This window comes from Methylocystis sp. L43 (assembly GCF_015709525.1).
In the GTDB taxonomy this organism is placed as follows: domain Bacteria; phylum Pseudomonadota; class Alphaproteobacteria; order Rhizobiales; family Beijerinckiaceae; genus Methylocystis.
In genome coordinates, this window is record NZ_JADNRA010000025.1 from 39,819 (window position 1) to 64,734 (window position 24,916).

28 protein-coding genes and 1 tRNA gene are annotated in these 24,916 nt (G+C 63.1%); 16 read left to right on the plus strand and 13 right to left on the minus strand.

The window, feature by feature from the left end; genetic code table 11:
- Positions 1 to 107: 107 nt before the first annotated feature.
- Entirely contained in the window at positions 108 to 947 is an 840-nt protein-coding gene (gene trpC, locus IYX23_RS07330; RefSeq protein ID WP_196392273.1) for an indole-3-glycerol phosphate synthase TrpC, read from the plus strand.
- Between the two features lie 34 nt (positions 948 to 981).
- Here the strand turns inward: trpC and IYX23_RS07335 are convergent, their stop codons facing one another.
- Positions 982 to 1,380 (minus strand): type II toxin-antitoxin system HicB family antitoxin, encoded by a 399-nt coding sequence (locus tag IYX23_RS07335; RefSeq protein WP_196392274.1) that lies wholly within the window; start codon positions 1,378 to 1,380, stop codon positions 982 to 984.
- A gap of 2 nt (positions 1,381 to 1,382) precedes the next feature.
- Positions 1,383 to 1,583: a type II toxin-antitoxin system HicA family toxin gene (locus IYX23_RS07340; protein WP_196392275.1), complete on the minus strand. Its 201-nt coding sequence runs from the start codon at positions 1,581 to 1,583 to the stop codon at positions 1,383 to 1,385.
- A gap of 98 nt (positions 1,584 to 1,681) precedes the next feature.
- Between IYX23_RS07340 and moaC the strand changes: the two genes are divergently transcribed.
- The 6 genes from moaC (at position 1,682) to pssA (ending at position 6,187) form a co-directional block, all read left to right on the plus strand.
- Positions 1,682 to 2,161 (plus strand): cyclic pyranopterin monophosphate synthase MoaC, encoded by a 480-nt coding sequence (gene moaC, locus IYX23_RS07345; protein WP_196392276.1) that lies wholly within the window; start codon positions 1,682 to 1,684, stop codon positions 2,159 to 2,161.
- A 69-nt stretch (positions 2,162 to 2,230) separates the two neighbouring features.
- On the plus strand, positions 2,231 to 3,160 hold the full coding sequence (locus tag IYX23_RS07350) for a hypothetical protein (RefSeq protein WP_196392277.1): 930 nt from the start codon (positions 2,231 to 2,233) through the stop codon (positions 3,158 to 3,160).
- Positions 3,157 to 3,342 (plus strand): hypothetical protein, encoded by a 186-nt coding sequence (locus IYX23_RS07355; RefSeq protein ID WP_196392278.1) that lies wholly within the window; start codon positions 3,157 to 3,159, stop codon positions 3,340 to 3,342. The genes IYX23_RS07350 and IYX23_RS07355 overlap by 4 nt, the downstream gene beginning before the upstream one ends.
- 8 nt (positions 3,343 to 3,350) lie before the next feature.
- Entirely contained in the window at positions 3,351 to 4,553 is a 1,203-nt protein-coding gene (gene glp / locus IYX23_RS07360) for a gephyrin-like molybdotransferase Glp (RefSeq protein ID WP_196392279.1), read from the plus strand.
- A gap of 34 nt (positions 4,554 to 4,587) precedes the next feature.
- Positions 4,588 to 5,337 (plus strand): phosphatidylserine decarboxylase, encoded by a 750-nt coding sequence (locus tag IYX23_RS07365; protein WP_196392280.1) that lies wholly within the window; start codon positions 4,588 to 4,590, stop codon positions 5,335 to 5,337.
- Positions 5,338 to 5,344: 7 nt separating this feature from the next.
- A complete protein-coding gene (gene pssA / locus IYX23_RS07370) occupies positions 5,345 to 6,187 on the plus strand; it encodes a CDP-diacylglycerol--serine O-phosphatidyltransferase (protein WP_196392281.1) in 843 nt (280 codons plus the stop codon).
- A 15-nt stretch (positions 6,188 to 6,202) separates the two neighbouring features.
- On the opposite strand, the gene IYX23_RS07375 is transcribed toward pssA, so the two are convergent.
- The 3 genes from IYX23_RS07375 to IYX23_RS07385 all read right to left on the minus strand — a co-directional run bounded on the left by IYX23_RS07375 (position 6,203) and on the right by IYX23_RS07385 (position 8,031).
- Positions 6,203 to 6,583: a type II toxin-antitoxin system VapC family toxin gene (locus tag IYX23_RS07375; protein ID WP_196392282.1), complete on the minus strand. Its 381-nt coding sequence runs from the start codon at positions 6,581 to 6,583 to the stop codon at positions 6,203 to 6,205.
- Positions 6,583 to 6,795 carry an AbrB/MazE/SpoVT family DNA-binding domain-containing protein gene (locus IYX23_RS07380; protein ID WP_029651765.1) on the minus strand — a complete coding sequence of 71 codons (213 nt, stop codon included), beginning with the start codon at positions 6,793 to 6,795 and terminating at the stop codon, positions 6,583 to 6,585. The genes IYX23_RS07375 and IYX23_RS07380 overlap by 1 nt, the downstream gene beginning before the upstream one ends.
- Before the next feature lie 69 nt (positions 6,796 to 6,864).
- Positions 6,865 to 8,031 carry an alpha/beta hydrolase gene (locus IYX23_RS07385; RefSeq protein ID WP_246716556.1) on the minus strand — a complete coding sequence of 389 codons (1,167 nt, stop codon included), beginning with the start codon at positions 8,029 to 8,031 and terminating at the stop codon, positions 6,865 to 6,867.
- A gap of 273 nt (positions 8,032 to 8,304) precedes the next feature.
- Between IYX23_RS07385 and pqqB the strand changes: the two genes are divergently transcribed.
- From pqqB to pqqE, 3 genes are read left to right on the plus strand one after another with little or no spacing between them, the layout of a single operon-like run.
- Positions 8,305 to 9,234, plus strand: a complete 930-nt coding sequence (gene pqqB / locus IYX23_RS07390; protein WP_196392284.1) for a pyrroloquinoline quinone biosynthesis protein PqqB — start codon at positions 8,305 to 8,307, stop codon at positions 9,232 to 9,234.
- Positions 9,231 to 10,001, plus strand: coding sequence for a pyrroloquinoline-quinone synthase PqqC (gene pqqC, locus IYX23_RS07395; protein WP_196392285.1), 771 nt, complete (start codon positions 9,231 to 9,233; stop codon positions 9,999 to 10,001). The genes pqqB and pqqC overlap by 4 nt, the downstream gene beginning before the upstream one ends.
- The gene (gene pqqE / locus IYX23_RS07400) at positions 9,994 to 11,466 is read left to right on the plus strand and encodes a pyrroloquinoline quinone biosynthesis protein PqqE (protein WP_196392286.1); all 1,473 of its coding nucleotides are present in this window, start codon (positions 9,994 to 9,996) and stop codon (positions 11,464 to 11,466) included. Before pqqC ends, pqqE begins: the two co-directional genes overlap by 8 nt.
- Before the next feature lies 1 nt (position 11,467).
- Here the strand turns inward: pqqE and IYX23_RS07405 are convergent, their stop codons facing one another.
- Positions 11,468 to 11,941, minus strand: a complete 474-nt coding sequence (locus IYX23_RS07405) for a cupin domain-containing protein (protein WP_196392287.1) — start codon at positions 11,939 to 11,941, stop codon at positions 11,468 to 11,470.
- Between the two features lie 177 nt (positions 11,942 to 12,118).
- Between IYX23_RS07405 and IYX23_RS07410 the strand changes: the two genes are divergently transcribed.
- Positions 12,119 to 12,523, plus strand: coding sequence for a flagellar export protein FliJ (locus IYX23_RS07410; RefSeq protein ID WP_196392288.1), 405 nt, complete (start codon positions 12,119 to 12,121; stop codon positions 12,521 to 12,523).
- On the opposite strand, the gene IYX23_RS07415 is transcribed toward IYX23_RS07410, so the two are convergent.
- The 4 genes from IYX23_RS07415 to IYX23_RS07430 are packed head-to-tail and all read right to left on the minus strand — an operon-like array spanning position 12,520 to position 15,958.
- The gene (locus tag IYX23_RS07415) at positions 12,520 to 13,098 is read right to left on the minus strand and encodes a hypothetical protein (RefSeq protein ID WP_196392289.1); all 579 of its coding nucleotides are present in this window, start codon (positions 13,096 to 13,098) and stop codon (positions 12,520 to 12,522) included. The two genes, IYX23_RS07410 and IYX23_RS07415, sit on opposite strands and share 4 nt — an antisense overlap.
- Positions 13,089 to 13,931 carry a DUF692 domain-containing protein gene (locus tag IYX23_RS07420; RefSeq protein WP_196392290.1) on the minus strand — a complete coding sequence of 281 codons (843 nt, stop codon included), beginning with the start codon at positions 13,929 to 13,931 and terminating at the stop codon, positions 13,089 to 13,091. Before IYX23_RS07420 ends, IYX23_RS07415 begins: the two co-directional genes overlap by 10 nt.
- The gene (locus IYX23_RS07425) at positions 13,912 to 14,835 is read right to left on the minus strand and encodes a TIGR04222 domain-containing membrane protein (RefSeq protein ID WP_196392291.1); all 924 of its coding nucleotides are present in this window, start codon (positions 14,833 to 14,835) and stop codon (positions 13,912 to 13,914) included. The genes IYX23_RS07420 and IYX23_RS07425 overlap by 20 nt, the downstream gene beginning before the upstream one ends.
- A gap of 10 nt (positions 14,836 to 14,845) precedes the next feature.
- Entirely contained in the window at positions 14,846 to 15,958 is a 1,113-nt protein-coding gene (locus IYX23_RS07430; protein ID WP_196392292.1) for a COX15/CtaA family protein, read from the minus strand.
- A 159-nt stretch (positions 15,959 to 16,117) separates the two neighbouring features.
- Between IYX23_RS07430 and IYX23_RS07435 the strand changes: the two genes are divergently transcribed.
- Together IYX23_RS07435 and IYX23_RS07440 are read left to right on the plus strand one after the other, a co-directional pair.
- Positions 16,118 to 16,711, plus strand: coding sequence for a MerR family transcriptional regulator (locus tag IYX23_RS07435; protein WP_196392293.1), 594 nt, complete (start codon positions 16,118 to 16,120; stop codon positions 16,709 to 16,711).
- Positions 16,712 to 16,760: 49 nt separating this feature from the next.
- Positions 16,761 to 16,838: transfer RNA gene (locus tag IYX23_RS07440), tRNA-Pro, on the plus strand.
- Positions 16,839 to 17,020: 182 nt separating this feature from the next.
- On the opposite strand, the gene IYX23_RS07445 is transcribed toward IYX23_RS07440, so the two are convergent.
- From IYX23_RS07445 to IYX23_RS07455, 3 genes are all read right to left on the minus strand, one after another.
- Complete coding sequence (locus IYX23_RS07445) at positions 17,021 to 17,980, minus strand: outer membrane beta-barrel protein (RefSeq protein ID WP_196392294.1); 960 nt, start codon at positions 17,978 to 17,980, stop codon at positions 17,021 to 17,023.
- Between the two features lie 286 nt (positions 17,981 to 18,266).
- Positions 18,267 to 19,709, minus strand: a complete 1,443-nt coding sequence (locus IYX23_RS07450) for a deoxyribodipyrimidine photo-lyase (protein ID WP_196392363.1) — start codon at positions 19,707 to 19,709, stop codon at positions 18,267 to 18,269.
- 134 nt (positions 19,710 to 19,843) lie between these two features.
- The gene (locus tag IYX23_RS07455; RefSeq protein WP_196392295.1) at positions 19,844 to 21,307 is read right to left on the minus strand and encodes an amino acid permease; all 1,464 of its coding nucleotides are present in this window, start codon (positions 21,305 to 21,307) and stop codon (positions 19,844 to 19,846) included.
- A 272-nt stretch (positions 21,308 to 21,579) separates the two neighbouring features.
- On the opposite strand from IYX23_RS07455, the gene IYX23_RS07460 reads away from it, so the two are divergent.
- The 3 genes from IYX23_RS07460 to IYX23_RS07470 all read left to right on the plus strand — a co-directional run bounded on the left by IYX23_RS07460 (position 21,580) and on the right by IYX23_RS07470 (position 24,871).
- Positions 21,580 to 21,813, plus strand: coding sequence for a hypothetical protein (locus tag IYX23_RS07460; protein ID WP_196392296.1), 234 nt, complete (start codon positions 21,580 to 21,582; stop codon positions 21,811 to 21,813).
- 99 nt (positions 21,814 to 21,912) lie between these two features.
- Complete coding sequence (locus IYX23_RS07465; RefSeq protein WP_196392297.1) at positions 21,913 to 23,496, plus strand: glucan biosynthesis protein D; 1,584 nt, start codon at positions 21,913 to 21,915, stop codon at positions 23,494 to 23,496.
- 145 nt (positions 23,497 to 23,641) lie between these two features.
- Positions 23,642 to 24,871, plus strand: a complete 1,230-nt coding sequence (locus tag IYX23_RS07470; RefSeq protein WP_196392298.1) for a class I SAM-dependent methyltransferase — start codon at positions 23,642 to 23,644, stop codon at positions 24,869 to 24,871.
- Positions 24,872 to 24,916: the final 45 nt, after the last annotated feature.

Below are 24,916 nucleotides of genomic sequence, written 5' to 3' on the forward strand. Positions count from 1 at the left end.
TCGGGATAGGATTGCGCCCATTTATCGGCTATTCATGAGCAGCCGGCAGTCGGCGGAACGAATTCGAGCGAAGATGGTCGCGGCCCGTCTTCGCCGCAGGCGAGAAGATGACCGACATCCTAAGAAAGATCGAAGCTTATAAGCGCACCGAGATTTCCGAGGCCAAGGTGCGCATGCCGTTCGCGACGCTCGAGCGCAACGTGCGCGATCATGATCCGCCGCGCGGCTTTGTCCATGCGATCGAGCAGAAACTGAACGAGCGTCGTATCGCGCTCATCGCCGAGATCAAGAAGGCAAGCCCGTCCAAGGGAATCATTCGCCCAGACTTCGATCCGCCGAAACTGGCGCGCGCCTATGAAGCCGGCGGCGCGGCCTGTCTTTCGGTGCTGACCGACACGCCCTCGTTCAAAGGCAGGCTCGAAGACCTTGAGGTCGCGCGAAAGGCGACGCATTTGCCGGCGCTCCGCAAGGATTTCATGTTCGATCCCTATCAGGTCTATGAAGCGCGGGCTTACGGTGCCGATTGCATTCTCATCATCATGGCCGCTGTCGACGACGACGAAGCGAAGGCGCTGAACACGGCCGCGCATGATCTGCGCATGGACGTGCTCGTCGAAGTGCATGACGAGCAGGAGCTCGATCGCGCGCTTGCGCTGGAGACGCGCCTGATCGGCGTGAACAATCGCGATCTGCGCGACTTCAAAGTGTCGCTCGAAGTCAGCGAGAGGCTCGCCGAGAAGATTCCGCGCGACAAGATTATCGTCGCCGAAAGCGGAATCACGACGCATGACGACTGCGTGCGCCTGGAAAAATCGCACATCTTCACCTTTCTCGTCGGCGAAAGCCTGATGCGCAAGCACGACGTCGAAGCGGCTACGCGCGAACTCCTGCAAGGCTCGGCAGGAAATCCCAAATCTGACCCAGCAAGGTCAACGGCAGGGGCGTAAGGTCCGCGCGCCGCCAGGGGAGTGGTGAATTTAGTTACCTCCCCGCCTCAATCTTTTCCCGCGCTGCGCTCGCAAGGAAGGCCGAGCGCGTGAGGCCACGATTCTTCGCCGCCGCATCGATCGATTCAAGTAGCCCCGCGTCGAAGGTCAGATTGGCGCGCACGACGCGGCCAGAGTCGAGCAGCAGTGGAATGAGCACAGTCGTCTCTCCCGGCGCGACTTCGCCGGATGCAAGAATTTGCGTAAGCGTTCGCGCTTTATTGATCTTGAACCCGCCGCCCCGCTTGTAGCTCATCACTTCGCGCAACGCCTCCGTCGCGCTGGCGATTGCCTCTTCCGGCGTCGCGCCGACGCCGACGCAACCGTCCACGTCCGGAAAACGCACGCCCCAATTCTTCCCGGCGCCGTCGATCACCCCAACGAAATGCGTCATTTCTATTGTTCCATCCATCCGGCGGCCTTGGCGATGGACCGCGCGGTTCCGGGCGTCAATTGCCGATGGCGCGGCACAGTGATCATGACGCCGGGCCGCTTTTCGTTGACGAAACGGTCATGGCTTCCGCCACCGATGCTTATCCAGCCGTCCTTTTCCAGTCGCGCGACGATTTTACGGGCATTGGTTTCGACCTTTGCCATAAATCACCCTGTAATGCGCACTATTATACACACGATTGATCGATTATCAATGTGATCCGACCTTGCCTCGAACCCGCCAAAAGCGCAAAACGCGAGCGATGACCAAACTCACCCACCTCTCCGCCGCTGGAGAAGCGCATATGGTCGACGTGTCGGCGAAGGCCGAGACGACTCGCGTGGCGCGCGCGCGCGGCCAGGTGGTGATGGCGCGTGAAACTCTATGCCTCGCCCTCGAAGGTCAGGCCAAGAAAGGCGATGTGTTCGGCGTCGCCCGCGTTGCGGGGATCATGGCGGCCAAGAAGACGAGCGAGCTCATCCCGCTGTGCCATCCTATTCCTTTGTCGAGCATCTCGGTCGAGATCACGCCCGATGACGCGCTGCCCGGCCTGCGTGTCCTGGCCGAAGCCTCTGTCACCGGCAAGACCGGCGTCGAGATGGAGGCGCTGACGGCCGTCTCAGTCGCCTGTCTGACGATCTATGACATGCTGAAGGCCGCCGATCGCGGCATGCGCATCGAAGGCGTTGAACTCGTCGAAAAGCGCGGCGGCAAGTCCGGCGACTGGCGACGTGGCGAATAGTTCGACTGCGGCGGCAAGGCTCTATATCGTAACGATCGATATATTTGATGATTGGTGGAGGCGCCTGTCATGCGGCCTTTCGTTTTCGCCGTTGCGCTGCTGTTATTGAGCGCGCCAGCGCTCGCCGATCGGGCGAACGAATGTCGGCGCCAGTGCGGCGAGGACGCGGCCTGCTACCGGCGCTGCATGGGCTATTCCTATCGACCCCACTCCGGCTGGGGTGGACACTTTAGGCCGCGCGCCTATCGGCGCGCCCCATCGTCTACCGATGCGCCAAGAGCTGAAGGACCTTCAGAGCCGAGCGGCGGCGCCGGCGCTGTCGCAAAGCCGAGCATTTTGGGCACGGCCTATGACTATCTTTATTCCCCTGGCGCGGAGACGGCAGGCTACGGCCTCTATTCCTATGTGATCCTGCCCCGGCCCAACGACCGCGCCGTCGCCTTTCTGAGCGAGATCGTAGGGCGCTTTCCCGCGGCGTCGGATGTCGTGGCGCCAAAGGAGCGGATCAACATTCTTTACCTACCGACTAAGGCGCGCTCGCGTGGCCAAGCCGCGTTCCCTGCCGATGTCGAAAAATCCGTGGTCAAAACTTTCCTGACCAAAAACTATGATTTCGCCATGGCGCAACGCCTGCTGTTTCATTTGTGCGACAAGCCGGCGCCGGCGGTTGCGCAGCTTTGCGAGAACGATCTTTCCGGCGGCCCCTATCTTCTCACCTACGCGACAAAGATCAGCGATCTTTCACCTCTGCCGCCGCCTTTCCTCTTCGTCGATCTCACGAATGTGCGTCCGCGCGCCTTTCCGCTGTTCGTCGCGGCCTACGCCGCTCAGGTGAAACGCCCCGACTTCTCGGACGGCGCGCGACTCGCCGATTTCAATCTGCAGGTCGCAAATATTCTTTTGACCGCGGCGGACTGGGTTCAGCCTGTGAGCGCGGCGGTCGCTGACATTACGCACTTCGCCGAGGCCAAGAAGAGCGACGGGGAAGCGCCCAAATGAAATTATCACTCCCTCGGATCGTCGCCGTTTTTTTGCTGGCCATCGCTCTTGGCGTAACCTTCTCCTTCGCTTATCCCGGCGTCGATATTGACGCGGCCCTCGCGACAGTCATCCTGCTCGTCGCACTTGCGGCCGAAAGCCTCTGCGCTTTCATTTACCGCCGCGTCGCGAACCGGGGATAGATTTTCGCGTGGATAAGCTTCTTTCCGTTTCGGACGCGCTTGCGCGGGTGCTCGCTGGGGCTTCACGGCTTGGCGAAGAATTGACGCCGCTGGCGCGGGCGCGCGGCCGCACGCTGGCCGCCGACCTTGTCGCCCGCCGCAGCCAGCCGCCCGTCGCCGTCTCGGCCATGGACGGCTTTGCGCTGCGCGCCGCTGACCTCGCCGCCGGGCCGCTGCGCGTCATCGGGGAAAGCGCCGCTGGCCGCGGCTATGGCGCGGCGCTGCAGCCGGGCGAAGCCGTGCGCATCTTTACCGGCGCGCCGGTCCCGGAGGGCGCCGACGCCATATTGCTTCAAGAAGACGCTGTCGTCGCCGACGGCGCGTTGACGGCAGGCGCGCCGCCCGGCCCACATATTCGCGGCGCTGGCCTCGACTTTCGCGAAGGCGCAGTCGCGCTCTTCGCGGGCGTGCGCCTCGGTCCCGCCGAACTCGCGCTCGCCGCGGCGATGAACCACGCTGCAATTCCTGTCGCGCGGCGCCCGCGCGTGGCGATCATCGCATCGGGCGACGAACTTGTCCCGCCGGGCGCCGAGCCCGGCCCCTCCCAGATCATCTCCTGCAACAATCTGGCGGTCGCCGCCATCGCCGAAGACGCCGGCGCCGAAGTCGTCGACCTCGGCATCTTCCGCGACGATCTCGCGGAACTCGAACGCGGCGTCGGCCTCGCCCGCGAGGCGCGCGCCGACGTTCTGGTGACGCTTGGCGGCGCCTCGGTCGGTGACCGCGATCTGCTGCGTCCGGCGCTGGCGCGCCAAGGGATGTCGCTCGACTTCTGGAAAATCGCGATGCGGCCGGGCAAGCCCCTGATCCATGGCGCGCTGGGCGACGCGCGCATCCTCGGCCTGCCCGGCAATCCGGTCGCCTCGTACGTCTGCGCGCTGGTATTTCTCGCGCCGCTGCTGCGCGCATTGCAGGGCGATCCCGACGCCGGCGCAGATCGAACCGAACTGGCGATCGCAGGAAGCGCCCTTTCCGCCAACAAGGGGCGGCGCGACTATATGCGCGCGCGGCTCGCCTTGGACGAAAATAGCCGGCTCGTCGCAACGCCGCAGCCGCTGCAAGACTCGTCGCTGCTCACCGAGCTGGCGCAATCGCAAGCGCTGCTGATCCGCGAGCCAGGCGCGCCAGCCCTGGCGAAGGGCGACCCCTGCCGCATCCTTCGGCTGCCATGATGACGCCGCGCATCCGTGACTTTGGCGCCGCAACATGGCAAAGGAAACGCGCGCGCTGATTAGCCCGCCACGAAAGCAGGCCCGCATGTCGATCATCGATTCCATCCGTAAGTCGCTCGTTCCGATCCATCCGGAAGGCTACGTCTTCATCGCTGGTTTCGCCGCCGTCTCCTTCCTGCTCGACTGGCTGTCGCCGACGCTCGGCTGGATAGGCTTCATCGCCACCGCCTGGTGCGCTTATTTCTTCCGCAATCCGCCGCGGGTGACGCCGCTGCGCGAAGGGCTCGTCATCTCGCCCGCGGATGGCGTCGTCAGCGCGGTCGGCTTTTTTCTGCCGCCGGCCGAACTCGGCCTGGGAGCCGAGCCGATGCAGCGCATCTCCGTGTTCATGAGCGTCTTTGACGTGCATGTGAACCGTGCGCCGATCACCGGCCGCATCTCGAGAATCGCTTATAAGCCGGGGCTGTTCCTCAACGCCGACCTCGACAAGGCCAGCGAAGACAATGAACGCAGCGGCATGGTCATCGAGGCGCCGTCGGGGCGCTTTGGGGTGGTGCAGATCGCAGGTCTCGTCGCGCGGCGCATCGTCGGATTCGTCAAGGAAGGCGAGCAGATCGGCGTCGGCGACCGTTTTGGCCTCATTCGTTTTGGTTCGCGCGTCGACGTCTATATGCCGTCATCGGCCCGGCCCATGGTGGCTATCGGGTCCCGGGCCATCGCCGGCGAGACGATCCTCGCCGACATGACCGCCGGCGCCCCTGCGCTGTCATTCAAGGCGGGTTGAACGATCCATGGCCGATCCCTTCTTCTCCGGGCGCGATTCGCAAGAGGGCGTGCTGACGCCTTCCGAACAGCGTCGGCTGCGATTCCGCAACATTCCGTTGCGCATCGTTCTTCCCAATCTCGTGACGCTGCTCGCCCTGTGTATGGGGCTGACGGCGATCCGCTATGGAATCGAAGGACGATTTGAAACGGCAGTGACGGCGGTGATGGCCGCGGCGGTGCTCGACGGACTGGACGGCCGCCTGGCGCGCGCCATCAAGGGCACGTCGCGCTTCGGGGCGGAGCTCGACTCGCTTTCGGATTTCGTCGATTTCGGCGTCGCGCCCGGCCTGCTGCTGTATCTGTGGACGCTGCACGAGATCAAAGGCCTCGGCTGGTTCGCCGTGCTCGTCTTCGCCATCGCCGGCGCACTACGGCTCGCCCGCTTCAATGTGACGATGGACGATCCGACGAAGCCCGCCTGGCACGCCGAATTCTTTGTCGGCATGCCGGCGCCCGCCGGCGCCGTGACGGTGTTGCTGCCGCTCTATCTACATTTTTCCGTTTTGGAGCTGCCGGCATCCAAGGCGATGACGCCGTTTTACATCGTCTACGTGCTCGGCATCGCCTTCCTGATGGCGAGCCGCATTCCGCATTTCTCCGGCAAGCGCATCGGGCGCATACCGCGTGATCTCGTGATCCCGGTGCTTTTCGGCGTGGGCGTAACGGCGCTGCTGCTGGCGATCTATCCGATGGAGCTGCTCGCCGTGCTGAGCGTCGCGTTTCTGGCTGCCATTCCGCTCAGCGTGAGGCGCTATAACAAGCTCGCGAAAGCGGAGGCGGAAAAAGCGGCGCCGCCGAAAGAGGCGTAACGGGTTTGGTGGCGGCTATGATTTGCTTTTCGCGACATAGAGGACGCGCTGCAAGGTTTTGAAGTGCGCGTCGCATGTCAGAACGTCTGCGCCATGTTCCAGCGCTGTGGCGTAGACGATGGCGTCAGCGGTGGCCAGATGGTGTTTGGCGCATAGCTCCGCAGCCGTCAGAGCGATTTTAGTGTCGAGCGCCGCCACTACACAAAGTTGGGTGAAAGCAATCACCTCGTCCGCCCGATCTTCACTTACTTCGCGGCTCATCCATTTGAAGAGTTCAAGCTGCACGATTGTCGGAACAAGCCAGTCATCACGGGAGGGAATGGCAGGTGACAACGCCTTTCCCGTGGGTGACCCGATCAGCCATTCAATCCACGCAGAAGTATCGACGAGACGCATCAAAAGCGGTCTGTGCGGTCGCGGTAGTTTTCTGGTTTTGCGCCCTTCGCGATCCCGGCCAGTTGATCGCGCTCAGGCACGGGAACGAGCAGCACGCCAGATCCTTTGGGGATGAACGCAAACTCCTGGCCGGCCTTCCATTTGCGCGCTTCGCGAACGGCCTTTGGGATCGAGATCTGAAATTTTGCGGAAAGTGTAGCGGTGTCTGACATTTTTCATACGCTGAGCAGATCGATTATCGACTCGTAAGAAAGTAGTCATAAGACCGGAAAATGGCAAGCTCACCGAGCGGCGGCGAGCGGCGCCAGGGGCTGGCTCTCGACCTTCTGATTGACGGGCGCTGAGGCGCGTTCCGGCTCCGCCTCGCTTCCACGCGCGTCAATGACCGCTTGCGTCTCTGCCTCGCCAGGGCGCGGGGCTGTCAGCTGCGCGCCGATCTTTCGCACCACGTCGGGCGCTTCGGCGAATGCGCCATGGCCGACGAAGTCCGTCGAGAAGGACGAGATGTCGTGTACGGCGACGCCCAATCGATCGAGCTCCGACTTGTCTTCAGGATTGGTGGGATTCATCGCGCCGAGGCGCGGCCGGTCGCCGGCGATGCGCGACGCGAGCGACAGCGCGCGATCATTGTTGGCGACGAAGATCGACACATGCCGAGGATCGACGCGCGCGACCTGTTGGCGGAAAACATTGAGATCAATGTCGGGCGCGGCCAGCATGACTTCGCCAAGTTTGCCGTCGAGATCCGGATGGCCGGACTGCGCGACGCCGCGCAGCGTCTCCATCGTCAGCCACGCGCCCATCGAATGGGCGAGCACATGAATCCGTCCGACGCCAGGCGTGCGCGACAGTTCGACGACAAACTTCTCAAGCGCGTCCCGTGAGACTGTCGCCGCCTCCTTGTCGGACTCATAATTGAACAGCCCGCCTCGGGAATTCCACGTAAAGAGCGCGGGAACGCCGGAGAAGCGCCCGTCGGCGACAATCTGCGCCAGACGAAAGCGCGCCTCCTCGACTCCGGTGTTGAAGCCGTGCACGTAAAGCAGCACGTCGCGCGAATTGCCGATGCGACCCGAGACGTGCGAGGCGACTTCGCCGTAGAATTCGTGCTCATCCATATTGCGCTTCGACAGCACTGTGAAATGCCGCCGCCGATCGGCGCCGCCAAAGCTTGGACGCTCGAGGCTTCCAGCACGATGGTTGAGCGGGACGCCAATCGATGTTAGCGAAAAATGCGCGCGGCCGTCGTCCGTCGCGCCTTCGGAACGCCGCGTCGAAGCGACGAAAATGGCGACATTCGACGGCTCCCCCTGGGCTCCAGAGACGAGAGAAACGGCGTTGCCGACGTGGCCGTCGACCATCCGCATGCCGTCCGACACGCAGCCGCCAAGCGCCGCCGCGATCAAGAGCGCGCTTAAGCGCGTCAGCGTTTTTCTGTGAGTGCGCAAATTGTTTGGCTCGATCCAGCGCCTGCTCGGAACTGAATCCTGAGCGGCGCGCTTCGACTGAGGCGCTTCGCCTCTCCACAGCCGCTTCTGACGAATGAAAGCGTCCAAAGCGGGGCGAGACGCCCGCCACTGCAGGGAAAAATTCTCGATATTTCATGAAGCCCGCGCAAATCGGTCGCACTTGCGCGAATGTGGGTCGCCTGCGCATAGTGCCAAGAAAATAACATTCAGGGAGATCCGACGTGGCGGCGCGCCCGCTGTGTCGAAAAGCCAATGCGGATCAGAATCTTGGGGTCGGGAGCCGGCGGCGGCTTCCCGCAATGGAATTGCAACTGCGCGAATTGCCGGGCTGTCCGCGCCGGAGCGCCTGGCTTTTTGCCGCGCACACAGTCCTCATTGGCGGTGAGCGCCAATGGCGCCGATTGGCTGCTGCTCAACGCCTCGCCTGATCTGCGCGAGCAAATCGCCGCCGCGCCCGAGCTTGCTCCCGCCCCCGATGACGGTCTGCGCGCGAGCCCGATCAAGGCGGTGGCGCTGACAAATGGCGACGTGGACCATGTCGCGGGTCTTCTCAACATGCGTGAAGCGCAGCCGTTCAGCCTCTACGCCGCGGGACGGGTTCTCGATGCGCTCGGCGCCAATCCGATTTTCACGATCCTGCAGACGCAGCTCGTGCCCCGCATTGAGCTGCGCATAGACGAAGCCGTGCCTGTCACCGGAGCGGGCATCGATCTAGGTCTCGCGATCCGCGCCTTCCCCGTTCCGGGCAAGATCGCGCTCTACCTCGAAAACGCCAATGCGCCGAATTTCGGCACGAGCGCCGGCGACACGTTGGGGCTTGAAATAATCGAAGCCGGAACTGGCGACTCGTTCTTTTACATTCCGGGATGCGCCAAGGTTGACGCGGATCTCGCCGAGCGGCTTCGGGGCGCCAAGCTTGTCTTCTTCGATGGCACGCTTTTCCACGAAAATGAGATGATCGAGCAAGGTCTGCTCGGCAAGACCGGCTCGCGCATGGGCCATATCAATGTCAGCGGCGCCGACGGCTCCATCGCCGCGTTCGCGCCGCTCGACGTGAACCGCAAAATTTATGTGCACATCAACAATTCCAATCCTCTGCTCAACGAATTCTCGGACGCATATGCGACCGCTCAAGCGGCCGGCTGGGAAATCGGCGAGGATGGCATGGAGGTCGACCTGTGAACGAGATCGTAGCCATTGATTGGCGCGGCGTCGCGCCCCTCCCCCGCGACGAATTCGAAGCTGCGATCCGTGCGATTGGCGCCGAGCGCTATCACGACAAGCACGAGTTTCATAAGCTGCTGCACGGCGGCAAGCTCAACAAGGATCAGGTCGCCGCCTGGGCGCTGAACCGCTACTGCTATCAGGAGGCGGTGCCGCGCAAGGACGCCGCTTTCATGAGCCGCGTCCATGATCGCGAGCTGCGCCGCGAATGGATACATCGCATCCATGATCATGATGGTCTGGGCGAAGAAGGCGGCGGCATCGAGCGCTGGCTCGTGCTGACGGACGCGCTCGGCTTCTCGCGCGACTACGTGACCTCTCGGCGCGGCGCCCTGCCCGCGACGAAATTCGCCGTCGAAGCCTATGTGCGCTTTGTCGTCGAGCAGCCGCTCGTCGTTGCGGTCGCGTCTTCGCTGACCGAACTCTTCGCGCCGTCGATCCATCGCGAACGCATCGTCGGAATGCTGGAAAATTACGATTTCGTCGACGACCAGGTGATGGCCTATTTCAAACGCCGGCTGACCCAGGCGCCGCGCGATTCCGAATTTGCGCTCGGCTATGTGCTCGATAACGCCAAAACCCGCGCTGAACAGGAAGCCTGCGTCGGCGCCGTGCGGTTCAAATGCGACGTCTTGTGGGCGCAGCTTGACGCATTACATCACGCCTACGTCACGCCCGGGCCGATCCCGCCCGGCGCATGGCGGCCAGGAGAAGCAAATGTCTGAGGCGCATGCCGCGCGGTTCGTGATCGGGCCGGATTCGCGTTCGGCCTTCACGCGCTACGCGCGGCTGCACGAAGACCGCGCGCGCGCTCGAACGGTTATTCTCGCGCCCGAGCGCGCCTATGAACTCGATCCGATTGGGCTCATCGTGCTGCGCGCGATTGATGGCGCAACACGCCTCGCCGATCTGTGCGCGCGCCTCGCGCAGCAATATTCCGCGCCCCTCGACGTTATCACGCGCGACGTCACGGCGCTGCTGCAAGGCCTCGCCGACAAGCGGCTGCTGTGCGACGGAACCGACGAATTTGCGGCGCCGCCGCCTTCCGCCTTCGCCGCGTCGATCGCGCCATTCGCGGGCGGACCCGCGGGGCTGCTCGCCGAGCTTACGCATCGCTGCCCGCTGCAATGTCCGTACTGCTCCAATCCGCTTGAGCTCGAGCGCTCGAATACCGAACTCACCGCCGATGAATGGGGCGAGACCTTCCGTCAGGCGGCGTCGATCGGCGCGCTGCAGCTGCATCTTTCCGGCGGCGAACCCACCGTGCGACGCGATCTTGAAGAGATACTCGCACAGGCGGTCGACGCGGGGCTCTACACCAATCTCGTCACCTCCGCCGTTCTGCTGACGCGCGAGCGGTTGCAGCGTCTCGCCGAGATCGGCCTCGATCATGTGCAGGTCTCCATCCAGGATGTCGTTCCTGAGAGCGCCGACCGAATCTCGGGCTATCAGGGCGGCGTCGGCAAGAAGCGCGACGTCGCGCGATGGACGCGCGAATTCGGCATGGGATTGACGATCAATGCGCCGATGCACCGGCAGAACATTGCGCATCTGCCGCAGATTATCGATTTCGCCGTCGAGGTCGATGCGCAGCGCATCGAGATCGCGCATATTCAATATTACGCCTGGGCGCAGATGAACCGGGCCGCGCTCATCCCGACACGCGACGCCTTCATGGAAACAGTCGGCATCGTCGACGAGGCGAAGAAGCGTCTCGCCGGCGTTCTCAATTTCGATTTCGTCATCCACGATCATTACGCGACGCGGCCAAAGGCCTGCACCGGCGGCTGGGGCCGTTCGATCATGGCGGTGACGCCGTCCGGCAAGGTTCTGCCCTGCCACGCCGCGCAGACCTTGCCGGGACTGACATTCGACAATGTGCGCGAGAGACCGCTCGCCGACATTTGGCGGAACGGCGCAGCCTTCAACGCCTTCCGCGGCACGGATTGGATGAAGGAGCCCTGTCGTTCCTGCGAGCGCCGCGAAATCGATTTCGGCGGTTGCCGCTGTCAGGCGTTCGCCATCGCCGGCGACGCCGCGGCGACAGACCCCGCCTGCCACCTCTCGCCGGACCATGCGCGCTTTGCCGCTTACGCGGAAGTCGAATCGCACATCACGGCGCCGGACTTTATCTATCGCCGCTATGGCGGCGCCGCGGCGTCAACGGCGCGCGCCAAGGAGCCGGCGTGATCTACCGCTGAGCTGCGCGAGGATCGTCGCGCGGATCAAGATAGGTGATGTTCCACGGGCCGACGCCGGTCACTTGCACCACTGTATCGTCTTCGAAGGTGACCCAATGGCCCGCTTCCGCGGGCGTCGCCGCAAAACCGCCGGCGGCAAGCGTCTTCTCGGCGTTTGGATCGAGCTTGGCTCCTTCGCCGTAACGAACGGCTCCCGACAGCACCGTCATCGTCTCCATCCCGCTGTGCTTGTGCAGCCCGATTTTATATCCTTTGGGCGCACGCATTCTCAGAATGTAGGGTCCGCCCTGCGTCGGATCGCCGAAGAGCATCGCGACTTCCGCGCCCCTCGGCAGTTCTGACGGACCCGCTTTCCATTCGAGTTTATCTTGCGAAAAAGCGGAGCCTGGAGCTTCCGCCATTACGGCGATGGGAGCTGCGAGGCTTATGGCCGCGCCCGCAAGAATTGCAGCAAGATTTCGCATAGCTTGGGCCTCCAAAGCGCGCCCCTGGCTTGAGATAGTGCGCCGAAGACACACAGCGACGAAGAATTCAAAAATTCGATTTCGGTAACAAACGAGCAACTTCCCCAGGGCATATTGAGCCTTGTCTCGCGGAGTTAAGGATTTGTTTCGCATAAGTTGCGTAATGGAGCTTGTCGCATGAAGTCGCGGGATACGCTTGTCCGTCTCAAACGGTTCCAGGCCGAGGAAAAACGCCGGCGCGTCGTCCAATTGAATGCAATGATCGCCGAATTCACGCGCATGGCCAATGAGCTCGACCGTGAAATCGGTCAGGAAGAGCGGCGCGCCAACATCGACGATCCCAATCATTTCGCCTATCCGACTTATGCGCGGGCGGCGCGCACGCGACGCGACAACATCCTTGCGTCGATCGCGGAACTGCGCGGCCAACTCGAAGAAGCGGAAGCGCAGTTCAAGGAAGCCAGCGAAGACTTCGCCAAGGCGCAGAGTCAGGAGGCGCGAGACCGCGGCGCCGAGCGCATGGTTGATGTCGTCGCCGAGCGGCGCCACGCAGAAATGCCGGAAGTTTTGCGCAGGGTTTAAGGCTGAAATAGCCGCCAGCGCAGCCTGCCTCCGGGCGCGCGCGCCCAAACGCCAAACGTTTTTCGGCGAACGGCGCTGAACTCTTCGCCTTTGGCGAGAGCCTGGGCGACCGATGCGACATTGAAATCAAACGCCCGGAAAAAAAGCGTCGCGCCGGAACGCCCGGCGTCGATGAAGGCCAATTCGAAACGCGCGAGGTCGGCGACCCAGCGCGGCTCCAATTCGCTTTTTGCGACACGCGTATCGATAAATGCGATCAGCGCCGCAGCGTCCGAGCGATTTGTCGCCTCTCGCGCAGCGCCGTGGATCGCCTGCCGGAAAAGCGCATCGAATCGATCGCCCAATGCGCGCGCTGTGAGCGGCAGCGCCCTGCGCACATAAAGCGCGCGTTTGCCGATCAGGCTCTGCGCAAAGACTTCCGTTTCGCGCCTGTCGATTCCGGCGAGGCGCTCCGTGTCATACATGCTCAAGCCGAAACGCATCGCCACGGCGATCGGCGCTTCGAAGAATTCCCGCCGCAGATCATCGTCGGTGAACAGGCGCGCGAGCAGCGCCTGCGTCTGCGCTAACGCCATCGCCCGTTCTCCACGAGCGTCCGTCGCGCGCGCGCCACTTCATCGATGAGTTCGCCGAACGGCGGCATTTTCTCGTCGCGCTCGAGAATGACGGCCTTGACCGGCGCGCGGGCGATGACGCGATCATAGAGCCGCCAAACCGCATCGCTCGTCGCGGCGTCATGGCTGTCGATCAACAGACCGTCTCGCTCTCGTCCGCCGGCGTAGTGGATTTGCACGAGTCTGTCCCATGGCCAGCGCGCGAAGTCGCTTTCGAGATTGGCGCCGAAATTCGTCGCATTCACATGCATGTTGGCGACGTCGCACAGCCAACCGCATCCGGTCGCTTCCAGCGTGCGCCACAAAAATTCAGCTTCGTCCATTTCGCCGCCTGGAATGCGCACCACGCAAGTGATGTTTTCCAAAATCAGCGGCGTCTTGATGCGCCTGCGCACTATTTCGACATTGCGCGCGACGACGTCGATGGCTTCCTGCGTATAGGGCAGCGACGCAAGATGCCCAATGCTGATTCCGCCCGCGCGCGTGAAGCAAAGATGTTCGCTCCACCAGGGCGGATCGATGCGTTCGATCAGCGCGGCAATTTTATCGAGATAGCATGAGTCGACGCCGTCCGCGCTTCCGATCGAGAGATCGAGACCATGCGCGACGAGCGGAAAATGCGCTCTTAGAAGCTCAAGTTCAGCGAGCTTTTCTTTTGATGCGTCGAGATAATGATCAGCGATGATCTCGATAAAATCGACATCGTCCCGTCGGGCGAAGAGATCGGCGCGAAACTGCGGACGATAGCCAAGTCCGGACCCGAGGGCCGGCGCGTCAATCGCGGACGCCACCATCGCTCGCTCCGCCGTCGCCGCAACTGCCGCCGCAGCTTGTTCCGCAATCGGAGCCATCGCTTCCGGAGCCGCGACTGAAGGCTTCGGCGAACATCGCCTCCGTCGTGCCCTTGAGCGGCGCGAATCCATATAGGCCGATGAGAAACAACGCGGCGCCGTGGAAGGCGCGCGCTTCGGGTCCGGGCGATCCGATGTGACCGACGGCCGCCTTCAGACGCCCGCCATAGGCCAGCCGCATCGCGTCGAGATAGGCGTGGCCGCGACGGCTGGCATGGGTTCTGGTCAGCACATAGGCAAGCGCAAAAAGCGACGCGACCGACGCAGCTGCGAGAAAGACCAGATAGGCGACATTCTCGGCGCCCGCTGTCCATTCCACATAGATCTTGGCAAGCGCCAGGCCGACGATGATCAGCGTTCCGCCGATCTGCGCGCGCCGGCGCCAAATCTTCACCGACTTGGGCTTGATCAGCTCCTCCGCGGCGAGCTTGGCGCGCAGCGGCGCGAGCTGTTCCAGCAGCCAGCGCCGCAAGCCGCGATCTTCGAACAGCGCATGCGCCTTCGGCTTCGCCTGCACGGCTTCGAGCAGGCGCGTCTCCATGGCGTTGAGTTCGCCCGGCTCCGGCTGCTTGTCTGTCGGAATCACGTGATCCTCCGCGGCGAGGACGACGAAGCCGCGCTGCGCAAGATCATAGATCAGCGTTCGGATAACCTGATTGACGCCGCCCTGCAGGAAGGCGACCTCCATCGCGTCGGGGTTCTGCGGCACGGGCGGCGGCGCGCGGCGACCGGTGCGGTCCGCGAGCCGAATGCAAAGGTAAGTGGCCGCCAGCACGAGGATGACGACGAGGCCGAAGACATTGAGAAATTCAGGCCCGGGAAGATTAAGGATCGCAATGTTCTGCACGCCAGCCGCCTCAGTTCGTGATCACGTCTTGCACAAGCCGTCGCGCCTGCAGCGTCGCGACGCCCAACACCGCCATCCCGATCGCCTGATGCGCGAGCGCCAGCGCCAGATGCGGGTCGCCGGCGAAGGGCGGCTGGACCAGCACCAATGTCGCAACGCCAAGCGCGATCTGCATGAGCACATGGCCGAACAGGATCACGGCGCCGCGGCGCGCGCGTCCTTCCGCGTTCATCCACGCATCCAGAAGATGCCCGAGCGCCAGAGCGAAGATCAGATAGGCGATCATGCGGTGGAAGAATTGGACGGTGACCGGATTGTCGACGAGATTGGTCCAGACCGGCTCCAATCGCCACAAGACGTCGGCCGGAGGAACGAAGACGCCATCCATCAACGGCCAAGTGTTATTGACGAGGCCCGCCCGCAGTCCGGCGACAAGGCCGCCGACGAAAATCTGCAGAAACACAAAAGCCAGGATCGTCAGCGCGACCGCCTTCAGGCGACCTGCGCCCCCATGCACGAGAGAGACGGCGCGCGGCCCAAGGCCGCCGGCCACCCATAAACAGGCGGAAAAGATCAGCGCGGCGAGCAGCAAATGGATCGCGAGGCGCTCCTGCGCCACCTCGATGCGATTGACGAGGCCGGATGCGACCATCCACCAGCCGACGCCGCCCTGGAGCGCCCCGAGCGCAAGAATGCCGACGAGCTTCGGCTTCGCCGAACGCGGCAGGCGGCCGCTCGCCCAAAACCATATGAGCGGAACGGCGAAAACGACGCCGATCACCCGTCCCAGAAGACGATGCGCCCATTCCCAGGCGTAGATGTATTTAAACCCGGCGACATCCATGTCGGGGAACAATTCCCTGTATTGCGGAATCTGCTTGTAGGCTTCGAACGCCTCCTGCCACTCCTGCTGGGACAGCGGCGGCAGCACGCCAGTGACGGGCTTCCATTGGACGATGGAGAGGCCCGATTCGGTCAACCGGGTCGCGCCGCCAACGATGACCATCAGAAAGACCAGCCCCGCGACCAGCCACAGCCAGTCGCGCACCGCCCGGGCGTTCGCCTCGGTCGCATGGTGCCTGATCGCCGGGATAGGTTGGGGAAAATGCAGCCAATCTTCCATGAGACGCCGAGGGTTGGGAGGCGGATGACGGCGGCCAGTTAAGGGATGCGGCCCTCGCTTGTCCACACCCCGCGGCCGTCTCCGGCAAGTCGGGTCAATTTGGCTGAAAACTGCGCCGCTGCGGATGTTAGACTAGCGCGGCTTGAGTCGAGGGATCAGGTGTCGGGCAAGAGCAATGAAGCGATGCGCACGATCGGCGAGGTCGCGGCGAGCCTCGACCTTCCCGCGCATGTGCTGCGCTTCTGGGAAACCCGTTTCAAGCAGATCAATCCTCTTAAGCGCGCAGGCGGGCGTCGCTTTTACCGGGAGCGCGACATCGAACTCGTGATTGCGATCCGCCGCCTGCTCTATGACGAAGGCTATACGATCAAGGGCGTGCAGCGCATCCTCAAGGAGGCTGGCGTCGAGGCGGTCCTTGCCGGCGCCGGACGCCGCCAAGCAGACCTGCCCGGGACTCCCTCCCCTTTCCGTCCAAGCGCGGGCGAGGGACGAATCGGGTCAGCGCGAGACGAAGACGAGACGGACGCCGCCCTCTCCGCCGACGACCGCGCCATTCTGCGCGCGCAAAATCCAGTTTTTGCAGGGCTCGAAGCTCAGGACGCGGCGCCGCCCGTCGAACATAGCGAGCCTGTTGCGGCGCCTTCGGCCCGCGGCGAACCACGCCCGCTCGCGGCGCGGGAGGCGCAAATTCTGCGCGAGGCTCTGGCCGAGATCGAGGAATGCAAACGCCTGCTCAGATTGACCAGGCGATAGCGAACCGGGCGTTGCCAGCGCTGCGCGGCCTCACTATAACGGCGCGAGTCGGAGTGTAGCGCAGCCCGGTTAGCGCACTTGTCTGGGGGACAAGGGGTCGTGGGTTCGAATCCCGCCACTCCGACCATTTTCCGAAGATAAATCCGATAGGAACAACTGCACGGCAAGGGCTCGGACTCTACACAGCTGGGGATCACGAGGGATTTAAGCCGCTGTAGCACCCCTTCTCCGTTCCTGCCCCTCGGGCATGACAAAGCCCGGACGTCGCCGGCCGGGCTTTGATTCGCTTTTGAAGGTGAACTTAGCGGTTCAGTATTTGGCGACGACCGGAGGGGCGCCCCAGTTGAAATGATAATTAACGCCGGCGCGAACGAGATTGCCATTGTAATTGGCGCGCGCTTGCGTGGCGTTCAGCCATTTCAAGCCTGCGGGAGGTCCGCCGAGACTGCCGTCATAAAACTGAGCGGTCACGCCCGCGGCCATCTGGACCGAACCAAGATCGTAATAGAGATACTCAACTTTGGCGCTCCAATTCGGCATGAACATCCATTCTAGGCCGCCGCCCGCCGTCCATCCGACCCGCGTATCCGAATATGCGCCGCCTCCAAAACCACTCGACGGCCAGGACGCACGAACGGGAAGCACTGCCTGCCAGCCGCTGACGTTAAAATTGACGCCGCCGTAGGCCAAACCGCCCGTTCCGTAAACAAGCAGCGTTGGGGTGATCAAATAGCCGAGACGTCCGCGCACGGTGCCCAAGTAATCCAGGTTCTTACGGATGGATACGGCCGTCAGAACCGAATCGTTCAGGACATTGGCTCCCGTTGCAGGAATATTGGTCCAGGAACTATTGTTGCCGCCGCCGTTTGCAATTCCTTGGATGTCAGCCTCGACGCCGAATACGAAAGAATACCCTCCGAAGCCAGCCTGCCAATTGTAGCCAATTTGGCCGCCTCCGATGAAACCGCTGGAAGCGCCCGACGAGACGACGCCTGACCCGCCAAGCGCGGCAGTCAAAGAGTAATCGGCGGGAGCGGAAGGATTCGGACCCGGATTATCGCCCGACACCCAGAGCGGAGACGAGCCAAGCCGAGTGCTGTTGCTGCTTGACCATGTGCCGCCGGCGTTCAGGCCGACATAAAAACCCGTCCACAGCGGCGGCGGCGGCAGCGGCGCTGGCGGCGGCGCCTTGTAGGACGGAAGGTCGGCGGCTATGGCCGATCCGGCCGTCAGCGCCAAGGCCAAAATGGTGACTGCTGCCTTGTTCATTTGGCTTTTCCGAATCAGGATTGGTCATCTCTCGAACCAGCGGCGATGAAAATCCGCGAGTGCTTGGGCAGTCAACCGAATGACGGCTATTCAGCCCACCACCCTTCACTTCCGGCGCTACTGTGGCAGAGGCGCCACGCAACGGAGCGTTAAATTCACGGTTCGGGCCTGGCTGCGTTCAATCGACGATCTTCGCTCTGAGGGCGTCGCTGACGTGTGGAATTGGCGCATCGCGGATGGCGGGACCAGCGACGGCGTGAACGTGGCTTGGCCTTCTCGCAGTGCGCTAAGCTTCCCGCAATGACGGCTGGGCCCGAACGGCCTCGAAGGCTGCGAGCGCCCGCTCCCGCGCCTCGCCATGGTCAACGATCGGATGCGGATAGGTGACGCCAAGCACGACGCCGGCCGCGCGCAAGACGTCGTCCGGCGCCGCCCACGGACGATGGATGTAGCGGACGTCGAGCGCCGCGAGCTCCGGCACGTAACGGCGCACATAAGCGCCGTCCGGATCGAATTTTTCACCCTGAAGCGCGGGATTGAAGATGCGGAAGTAAGGCGCGGCGTCGGCCCCGCAGCCCGCCACCCACTGCCAGTTGGCGCTGTTGTTAGCGAGATCGGCGTCGACCAGCGTGTCCCAGAACCAGCGCTCTCCCTTCCGCCAGTCAATGAGCAGGTGCTTGATCAGGAAGCTCGCCGAAACCAGACGCGCGCGATTGTGCATCCAGCCCGTGATCCACAATTCGCGCATCGCCGCGTCGACGAGCGGATAGCCGGTCTGACCGTTCCGCCAGGCGTCGAGCGACGTCTCGTCGTCGCGATAGGGAAAACGCTCGAAGGTCCTGTCCAAAGGGCGATCCGGCAGGTCCCAGTGAGAGATCAGCAGGTGATGGCAGAACTCCCGCCAGCCGAGTTCCCTCAGATAGGCTTCGCCGCCGATGCTCCCGGGGTCGCTGATCGCGTGCCAGACTTCGCGCGGCGACAATTCGCCAAAGTGCAGATGCGGGGAAAGCCTGGAAACGCCGACGCGGCCCATGAAGTCGCGTTCAACCTTGTAGTCGACGACATGGTGGCGCGCGAAATCTGCGAGTTCGGCGCGCGCGGCCGTCTCGCCGACGAGCCAGACCTTGCGCATGCCGATCGCCCAATCGGGGTTTTGGGGCAGCAGCCGCCACGCGTCGAGATCGTCGCTGTCGGGCGGAAGCGGCGCGGCGTGCAGGATTTCGGGCGCCGGAAGGGGTCGCTCAGGCGCCGACGCGGCGAGGCAGGCCCGCCAAAAAGGCGTGAACATGCGGAAGCTCTCGCCCTGTTTGGTGCGAAGCGTCTCCGGTTCAAAAAGCAGCGACTCATGGAAACAATGGGCTTCTACTGCATCGTCGGCCAGCTGCGCCTCGAGTTCGGCGTCTCGCCGGATCGCCCAAGGCTCGTAAAGCTTGTTCCAGAAGACGGCGCCGGCGCCGGTTTCGGCGATGATCTGCTCAAAAACGTAGGGAGCGCGCCCGCGGCGCAGGGTCAGCGTCAGGCCCCTGCCGGCGAGGCTCTGGGACAGCGCTCTGAGAGAATGGTGCAGCCACCACCGCGCCGCGGCGCCGGTGCGCCATTCTCCAGGACTTTCATCGTCGAGGATGTACAGAGCGACGAGCGGCGCTCCCGATCGTGCAGCCGCCAGAAGCGCCGGATTGTCAGTGATGCGCAGATCATTGCGAAACCAGACGATCGCCGGCGCATTCATATCGCGAGAACCCCGTTTGACGTTCCGAAAGGTCACGCCCGATCGCTCCGCTCGGGACTAAGTCGTAACCTCGCCGGCCGCCAAGGGTTCCCCCGTCCGCGCTTTCAGGAGATCAATCTCGTCGCGCCAGGCGGCTAGTGGAGGCGTTTGGCGTGCTTGATGCCATAAAAAAGGTAAATGGCGACCCCGATGACGGTCCAGATCAACAGCCGCAGCCAAGTGTCGAGCGGCAGCGCGACCATCAAAGCGAAACAGGACAAAATGCCGGCGACCGGCAACCATGGGGTCCCGGGCGCGCGGAACGGGCGGCGGAGATCCGGGTGCATTCGACGCAGGCGCAGCAAAGACAAACAAACGAGCGCGAAAGCCGCCAGCGTCCCGATGCTCACCATTTCGCCGAGAATATCGAGCGGCAACAGACCCGCCGCGAGCGCCACGACCACGCCGACGAGGATCTGGCTGACGGCGGGCGTGCGCCATGACGGGTGAAGCTTCGCGAAGATCGGGGGCAGCAGACCGTCATGCGCCATGGCGAAAAAGATGCGCGTCTGCCCGTAGAGCAGCACCAGAATCGCGGTCGTCAGTCCGGCCAGCGCGCCGAGCTTCACCGCCCAGGCGAGCCAGGAGACGCCGGTGCGATCCATGACCAGCGCCATAGGGTCCGGAACGCCCAGCTCCTTGTAGTTGACGACGCCGGTCGCCACCGCCGCCACGGCCACGTAGAGTATCGTGCAGATGATGAGCGAGCCGATAATGCCGATCGGCACGTCCCGCTGTGGATTATGCGCCTCCTGCGCCGCGGTCGAGACGGAGTCGAATCCGATATAGGCGAAGAACACCACCGAAGCGCCGCGCACGACGCCGCTCCAGCCGTAAGCGCCGAACTCGCCCGTGTTTTCGGGAATGAGCGGCGACCAGTTGGCGTGATCAATATGCGCGGCGCCAAACACGATCACCATCAGCACGACAGTGACCTTGATGGCGACGATGACGTTATTGAACAGCGTCGACTCGGAGGTGCCGCGCACGAGCAATGCGGTGAGCAGCAGGACGATCCCGGCGGCGGGAACATTAAACAACCCGTGCACAGCGCCGGGCGGCGCCCCGTGCGCGGTCGGATCGGCAAAAAAGGCCGTCGTCAATTCGGGCGGCACATGTATGCCGAGCCCTTGCATGACGCGGTTAAAATAGCCGCCCCAGCCGACGGCGACCGTCGCCGCGCCGGCGGCATATTCGAGCACCAGATTCCAGCCGATGATCCAGGCGAAAATCTCGCCGAGAGTCACATAGGTGTAAGTATAGGTGCTCCCGGAAACGGGAATGAGCGACGCAAGCTCCGCGTAGCAGAGCGCGACAAAGGCGCAGGCGAGTCCCGACAGCACGAAGGAGATCATGACGCCTGGTCCGGCGTAATTCGCCGCCGCCGTGCCGGTCAGCACGAAAATGCCGGCGCCGATGATTCCGCCGACGCCAAGCGACATCAGCGACGCCCAGCCCATCGCGCGCTTGAGGCCGTCTCCCTCGGCGGCGTCGTGATCGGCGATGATCTTGTGGACGGACTTGCGGCTGAGATAGCTCTTGCTGGCGGCTTGGAACAAGCGTCACCCTTTCGAATTCGCGACGTGGCGAGCGCGCCGCGCCTTCGGCGGCGCCGATTATCATTGCGGCGCAAAAACATACAAGCGGAAAGACGCGGCGAGGCGAAGCGCGATCGCGACGCGCCTTAATTAGCCTTCGAGATCCGTGACTTCGCGCGCGTCTGCGCGTCGCGGCCCGGTCCGCCTGACTTGCCTTGCAGCAGCCTTTGCTATAGCACGACTCGAGCGCGGCGTCGGCCGCCTGTTAAGGGGTTGAGCTCGAGAATGACGGCATGAGCCAGAAGCCCATCAATTATCTGCGCCTGTCGACGCTCGTCGCCGTGGCGATCTTGGTTGGCACCGAGCTGGTCGGCGCATCCTGGGCCGCGGGCTGGGCGCTGGGTGGGCTTTTTCAGCTTGATCCCCTCATCAGCCGCGCGCTCGAAATCATCTTCTCCCTCGCCGGCCTGATCGGACTCTATTTCTTCATGCGGACCGCCATCCGCAATGAGCCGATTCGCGGCTAATTAAGGTCCCGCGCCGCAATGTCTCGCGCCCCCCGAAAGGCTCGCGGCGGCGGCGGACCCAGGCGCGCATCTCCCAAACTTCGCAACAAGGACGCCGAGATGGTCGAGAAGCAGGATCGTCGCTCGTTTATCAAAGCGGCGGCGGCGACGAGCGCCCTCGGCGCGGTCGGCGCGCCTCGCAGCGAGGCGGCGACGAGCGTCTCCAATCTCCGGCTCGGCGAACCGCGGCCATTCTCCTTCGAGACGCTCAAGCAGACGGCGCAGCGCCTCGTCAAAGAGCCTTACCGCAAGCCGAATATTCCCGCGCCCGAGATCACCTCGCAGATCGACTACGAGAAGTGGGGACAGATCACCTACAACACCGATCACGCGCTTTTCGCCGACACCAAGGACCGCTTCCCCGTAGAGTTCTTCCACCTGGGGATGTTCTTCAAGAAGGCCGTGCGCATGAATGTCGTTGAAAACGGCGAGGCGCGCGAAGTTCTTTACGATACAAGCTACTTCAATATGCCGGCCGATTCGATCGCGCGGCACCTGCCGCCTGGGGCCGGCTTCGCGGGATTTCGCATTCAGGAGGCCAAGGACGGCGCGCTCGACTGGAAGAAAAACGACTGGGTCGCGTTTCTGGGCGCGTCATATTTCCGAGCGATCGGCGAATTGCGCCAGTACGGCATGTCGGCGCGCGGTGTCGCGCTCGACACCTGGCAGGCGGGATCGAACGAAGAATTCCCTGATTTCACTGAAATTTACATCGGCCCGGAGACCGCCGACGGCGTCGTCCTGCATGCCCTGCTTGAAGGCCCCTCGATCGTTGGCGCCTATCGCTTCCTGATGACGCGCGGCAAGGGCGTGATTATGGACATCGACTGCTCGCTGCATTTGCGCGGCGCCTTCACGCGTTTTGGCGTCGCGCCGCTCACCTCGATGTTCTGGTTCTCGGAGACCATAAAGCCTACGGCGATTGATTGGCGGCCGGAAGTGCATGATTCGGACGGGTTGAGCATGTGGACCGGCGCAGGCGAGCGCTTGTGGCGGCCGTTGAACAATCCGAACCGGGTCATGGCGTCGGCGTTCGGCGACAATAACCCGAAGGGCTTCGGCCTGATGCAGCGCGACCGCAATTACGATCATTATCTCGACAACGTCTTCTACGATCGCCGTCCGAGCGTGTGGATCGAACCCAAGGGCGACTGGGGCAAAGGGGCGATTCAACTCATCGAAATCCCGACGGACGACGAGATCCACGACAATATCGTCGTCATCTGGGCGCCCGAGAAGCCCGCCGTTCCCGGCGCCTCCTTCGAATATTCCTATCGGCTGCATTGGCTTGCGGACGAGCCCTATCCGACCAAGCTCGCACGCTGCGTCGCGACCAGGCTCGGCAACGGCGGCCAGCCCGGCAAGCCGCGGCCCAAGGGCGTCCGAAAGTTCATGGTGGAGTTTCTGGGCGAGCCGCTCGCCAAGCTCCCCTTCGGGGTGAAGCCCGAACCCGTGTTATGGGCTTCGCGCGGAACGTTCTCATACGTGTTCACCGAAGCGGTTTTTGACAATGTGCCGGGCCATTGGCGGGCGCAATTCGACCTGACCGTCGAAGGCGCTGAGCCGGTGGAGATGCGCCTGTTCCTCAAGAACGGCGATGAGGTTCTTTCGGAAAATTGGCTATATCAGTATCACCCGCTCTAACGCGGGCGATTGACACTCTCGCCGTCTTCGGGCCAAGACTTCCGTGAGTTGCAAAGAGACCATACACGGAAGAGCTTCCTCGCCTCGTTGGCAGCGCCTCTAAGGCTGCGGACGTTCATTCGCGAATGCGCCAGGAAATTAGACAATGACGAAGAGAATTACCAAGTGTCGCGTTAGCGGCTCAACCAATCTCGTCTCGGTTCTGACGCTCGGCGACCAGGCGCTCACGGGCGTTTTTCCGAGCTCTCGCGAGACGCCTGTCACGGTCGGACCTCTGGAGCTCGTCTGGTGCCCAGATTCAGGCCTGCTGCAGCTCGCGCACAGCTATGAGGCGAGCGAGATGTATGGCGAGAACTACGGTTATCGCTCGGGCCTCAATCAGTCGATGGTGCGACACCTGACCCAGAAGATCGCCCATCTCGAGCGCTTCGCCGATCTCAAGCCCGGCGACGCCGTGCTCGACATCGGCTCAAACGACGCGACGTCTCTCAAGGCCTACACGACGTCGGGCTTGACGCGCATCGGGATCGATCCCACCGGCGCCAAGTTCCGACAATATTATCCAGACGATATCAAGCTCGCGCCGGAGTTCTTCTCTTCGCAGGCGTTTGAAAAGCTCTCGCCGAAGCGGGCGAAGATCGTCACGTCGATCGCGATGTTCTACGACCTCGACGACCCCGTCTGGTTCGCCCGCGAAGTCGCCAAGGCGCTCGCGCCCGACGGGGTGTGGCATTTCGAGCAGAGCTATATGCCGTCAATGCTGCGGCTCACCTCCTACGACACGATCTGCCATGAGCATATCGAATATTACTCGCTGGGGGTCATCGAGAAAATTCTCGGCGCGGCCGATCTCCAGATTCTCGACGTGCAGATGAATGCGGTCAACGGCGGCAGTTTCGCCGTCACCGCCGGCCACAAGAACACGCAGCGCAAGCGCAATCTCGCGGTGATCGACTGGCTGCTGGCGCAAGAGGAGCGGATGGGGCTGAACACGCCTCGCCCCTACCGCGATTTCGAAGATCGCGTGTTCCGCCATCGCGAGGACCTGCGCCGCCTGCTGCGCGCGCTCAAGGACGACAACAAGCGCATCCTCGGCTACGGCGCGTCGACCAAGGGCAATGTGGTGCTGCAATTCTGCGACATCGGCCCCGACCTCGTCGATGCGATCGCCGAGGTCAATCCCGACAAATTCGGTTGCTTCACGCCCGGCTCACATATCCCGATCGTCTCAGAGGCGGAGGCGCGCGCCATGAAGCCGGATTACTTCCTCGTGCTGCCCTGGCACTTTAAGGACGGGATATTGGCGAGGGAGCAGGAATATCTCGCCAGCGGCGGCAAGATGATCTTCCCGTTCCCCGAGATCGAGATCGTCTGATCGACGCAACCGCCTGCAGACCGGAAACGCTAGAATGCAAAATGG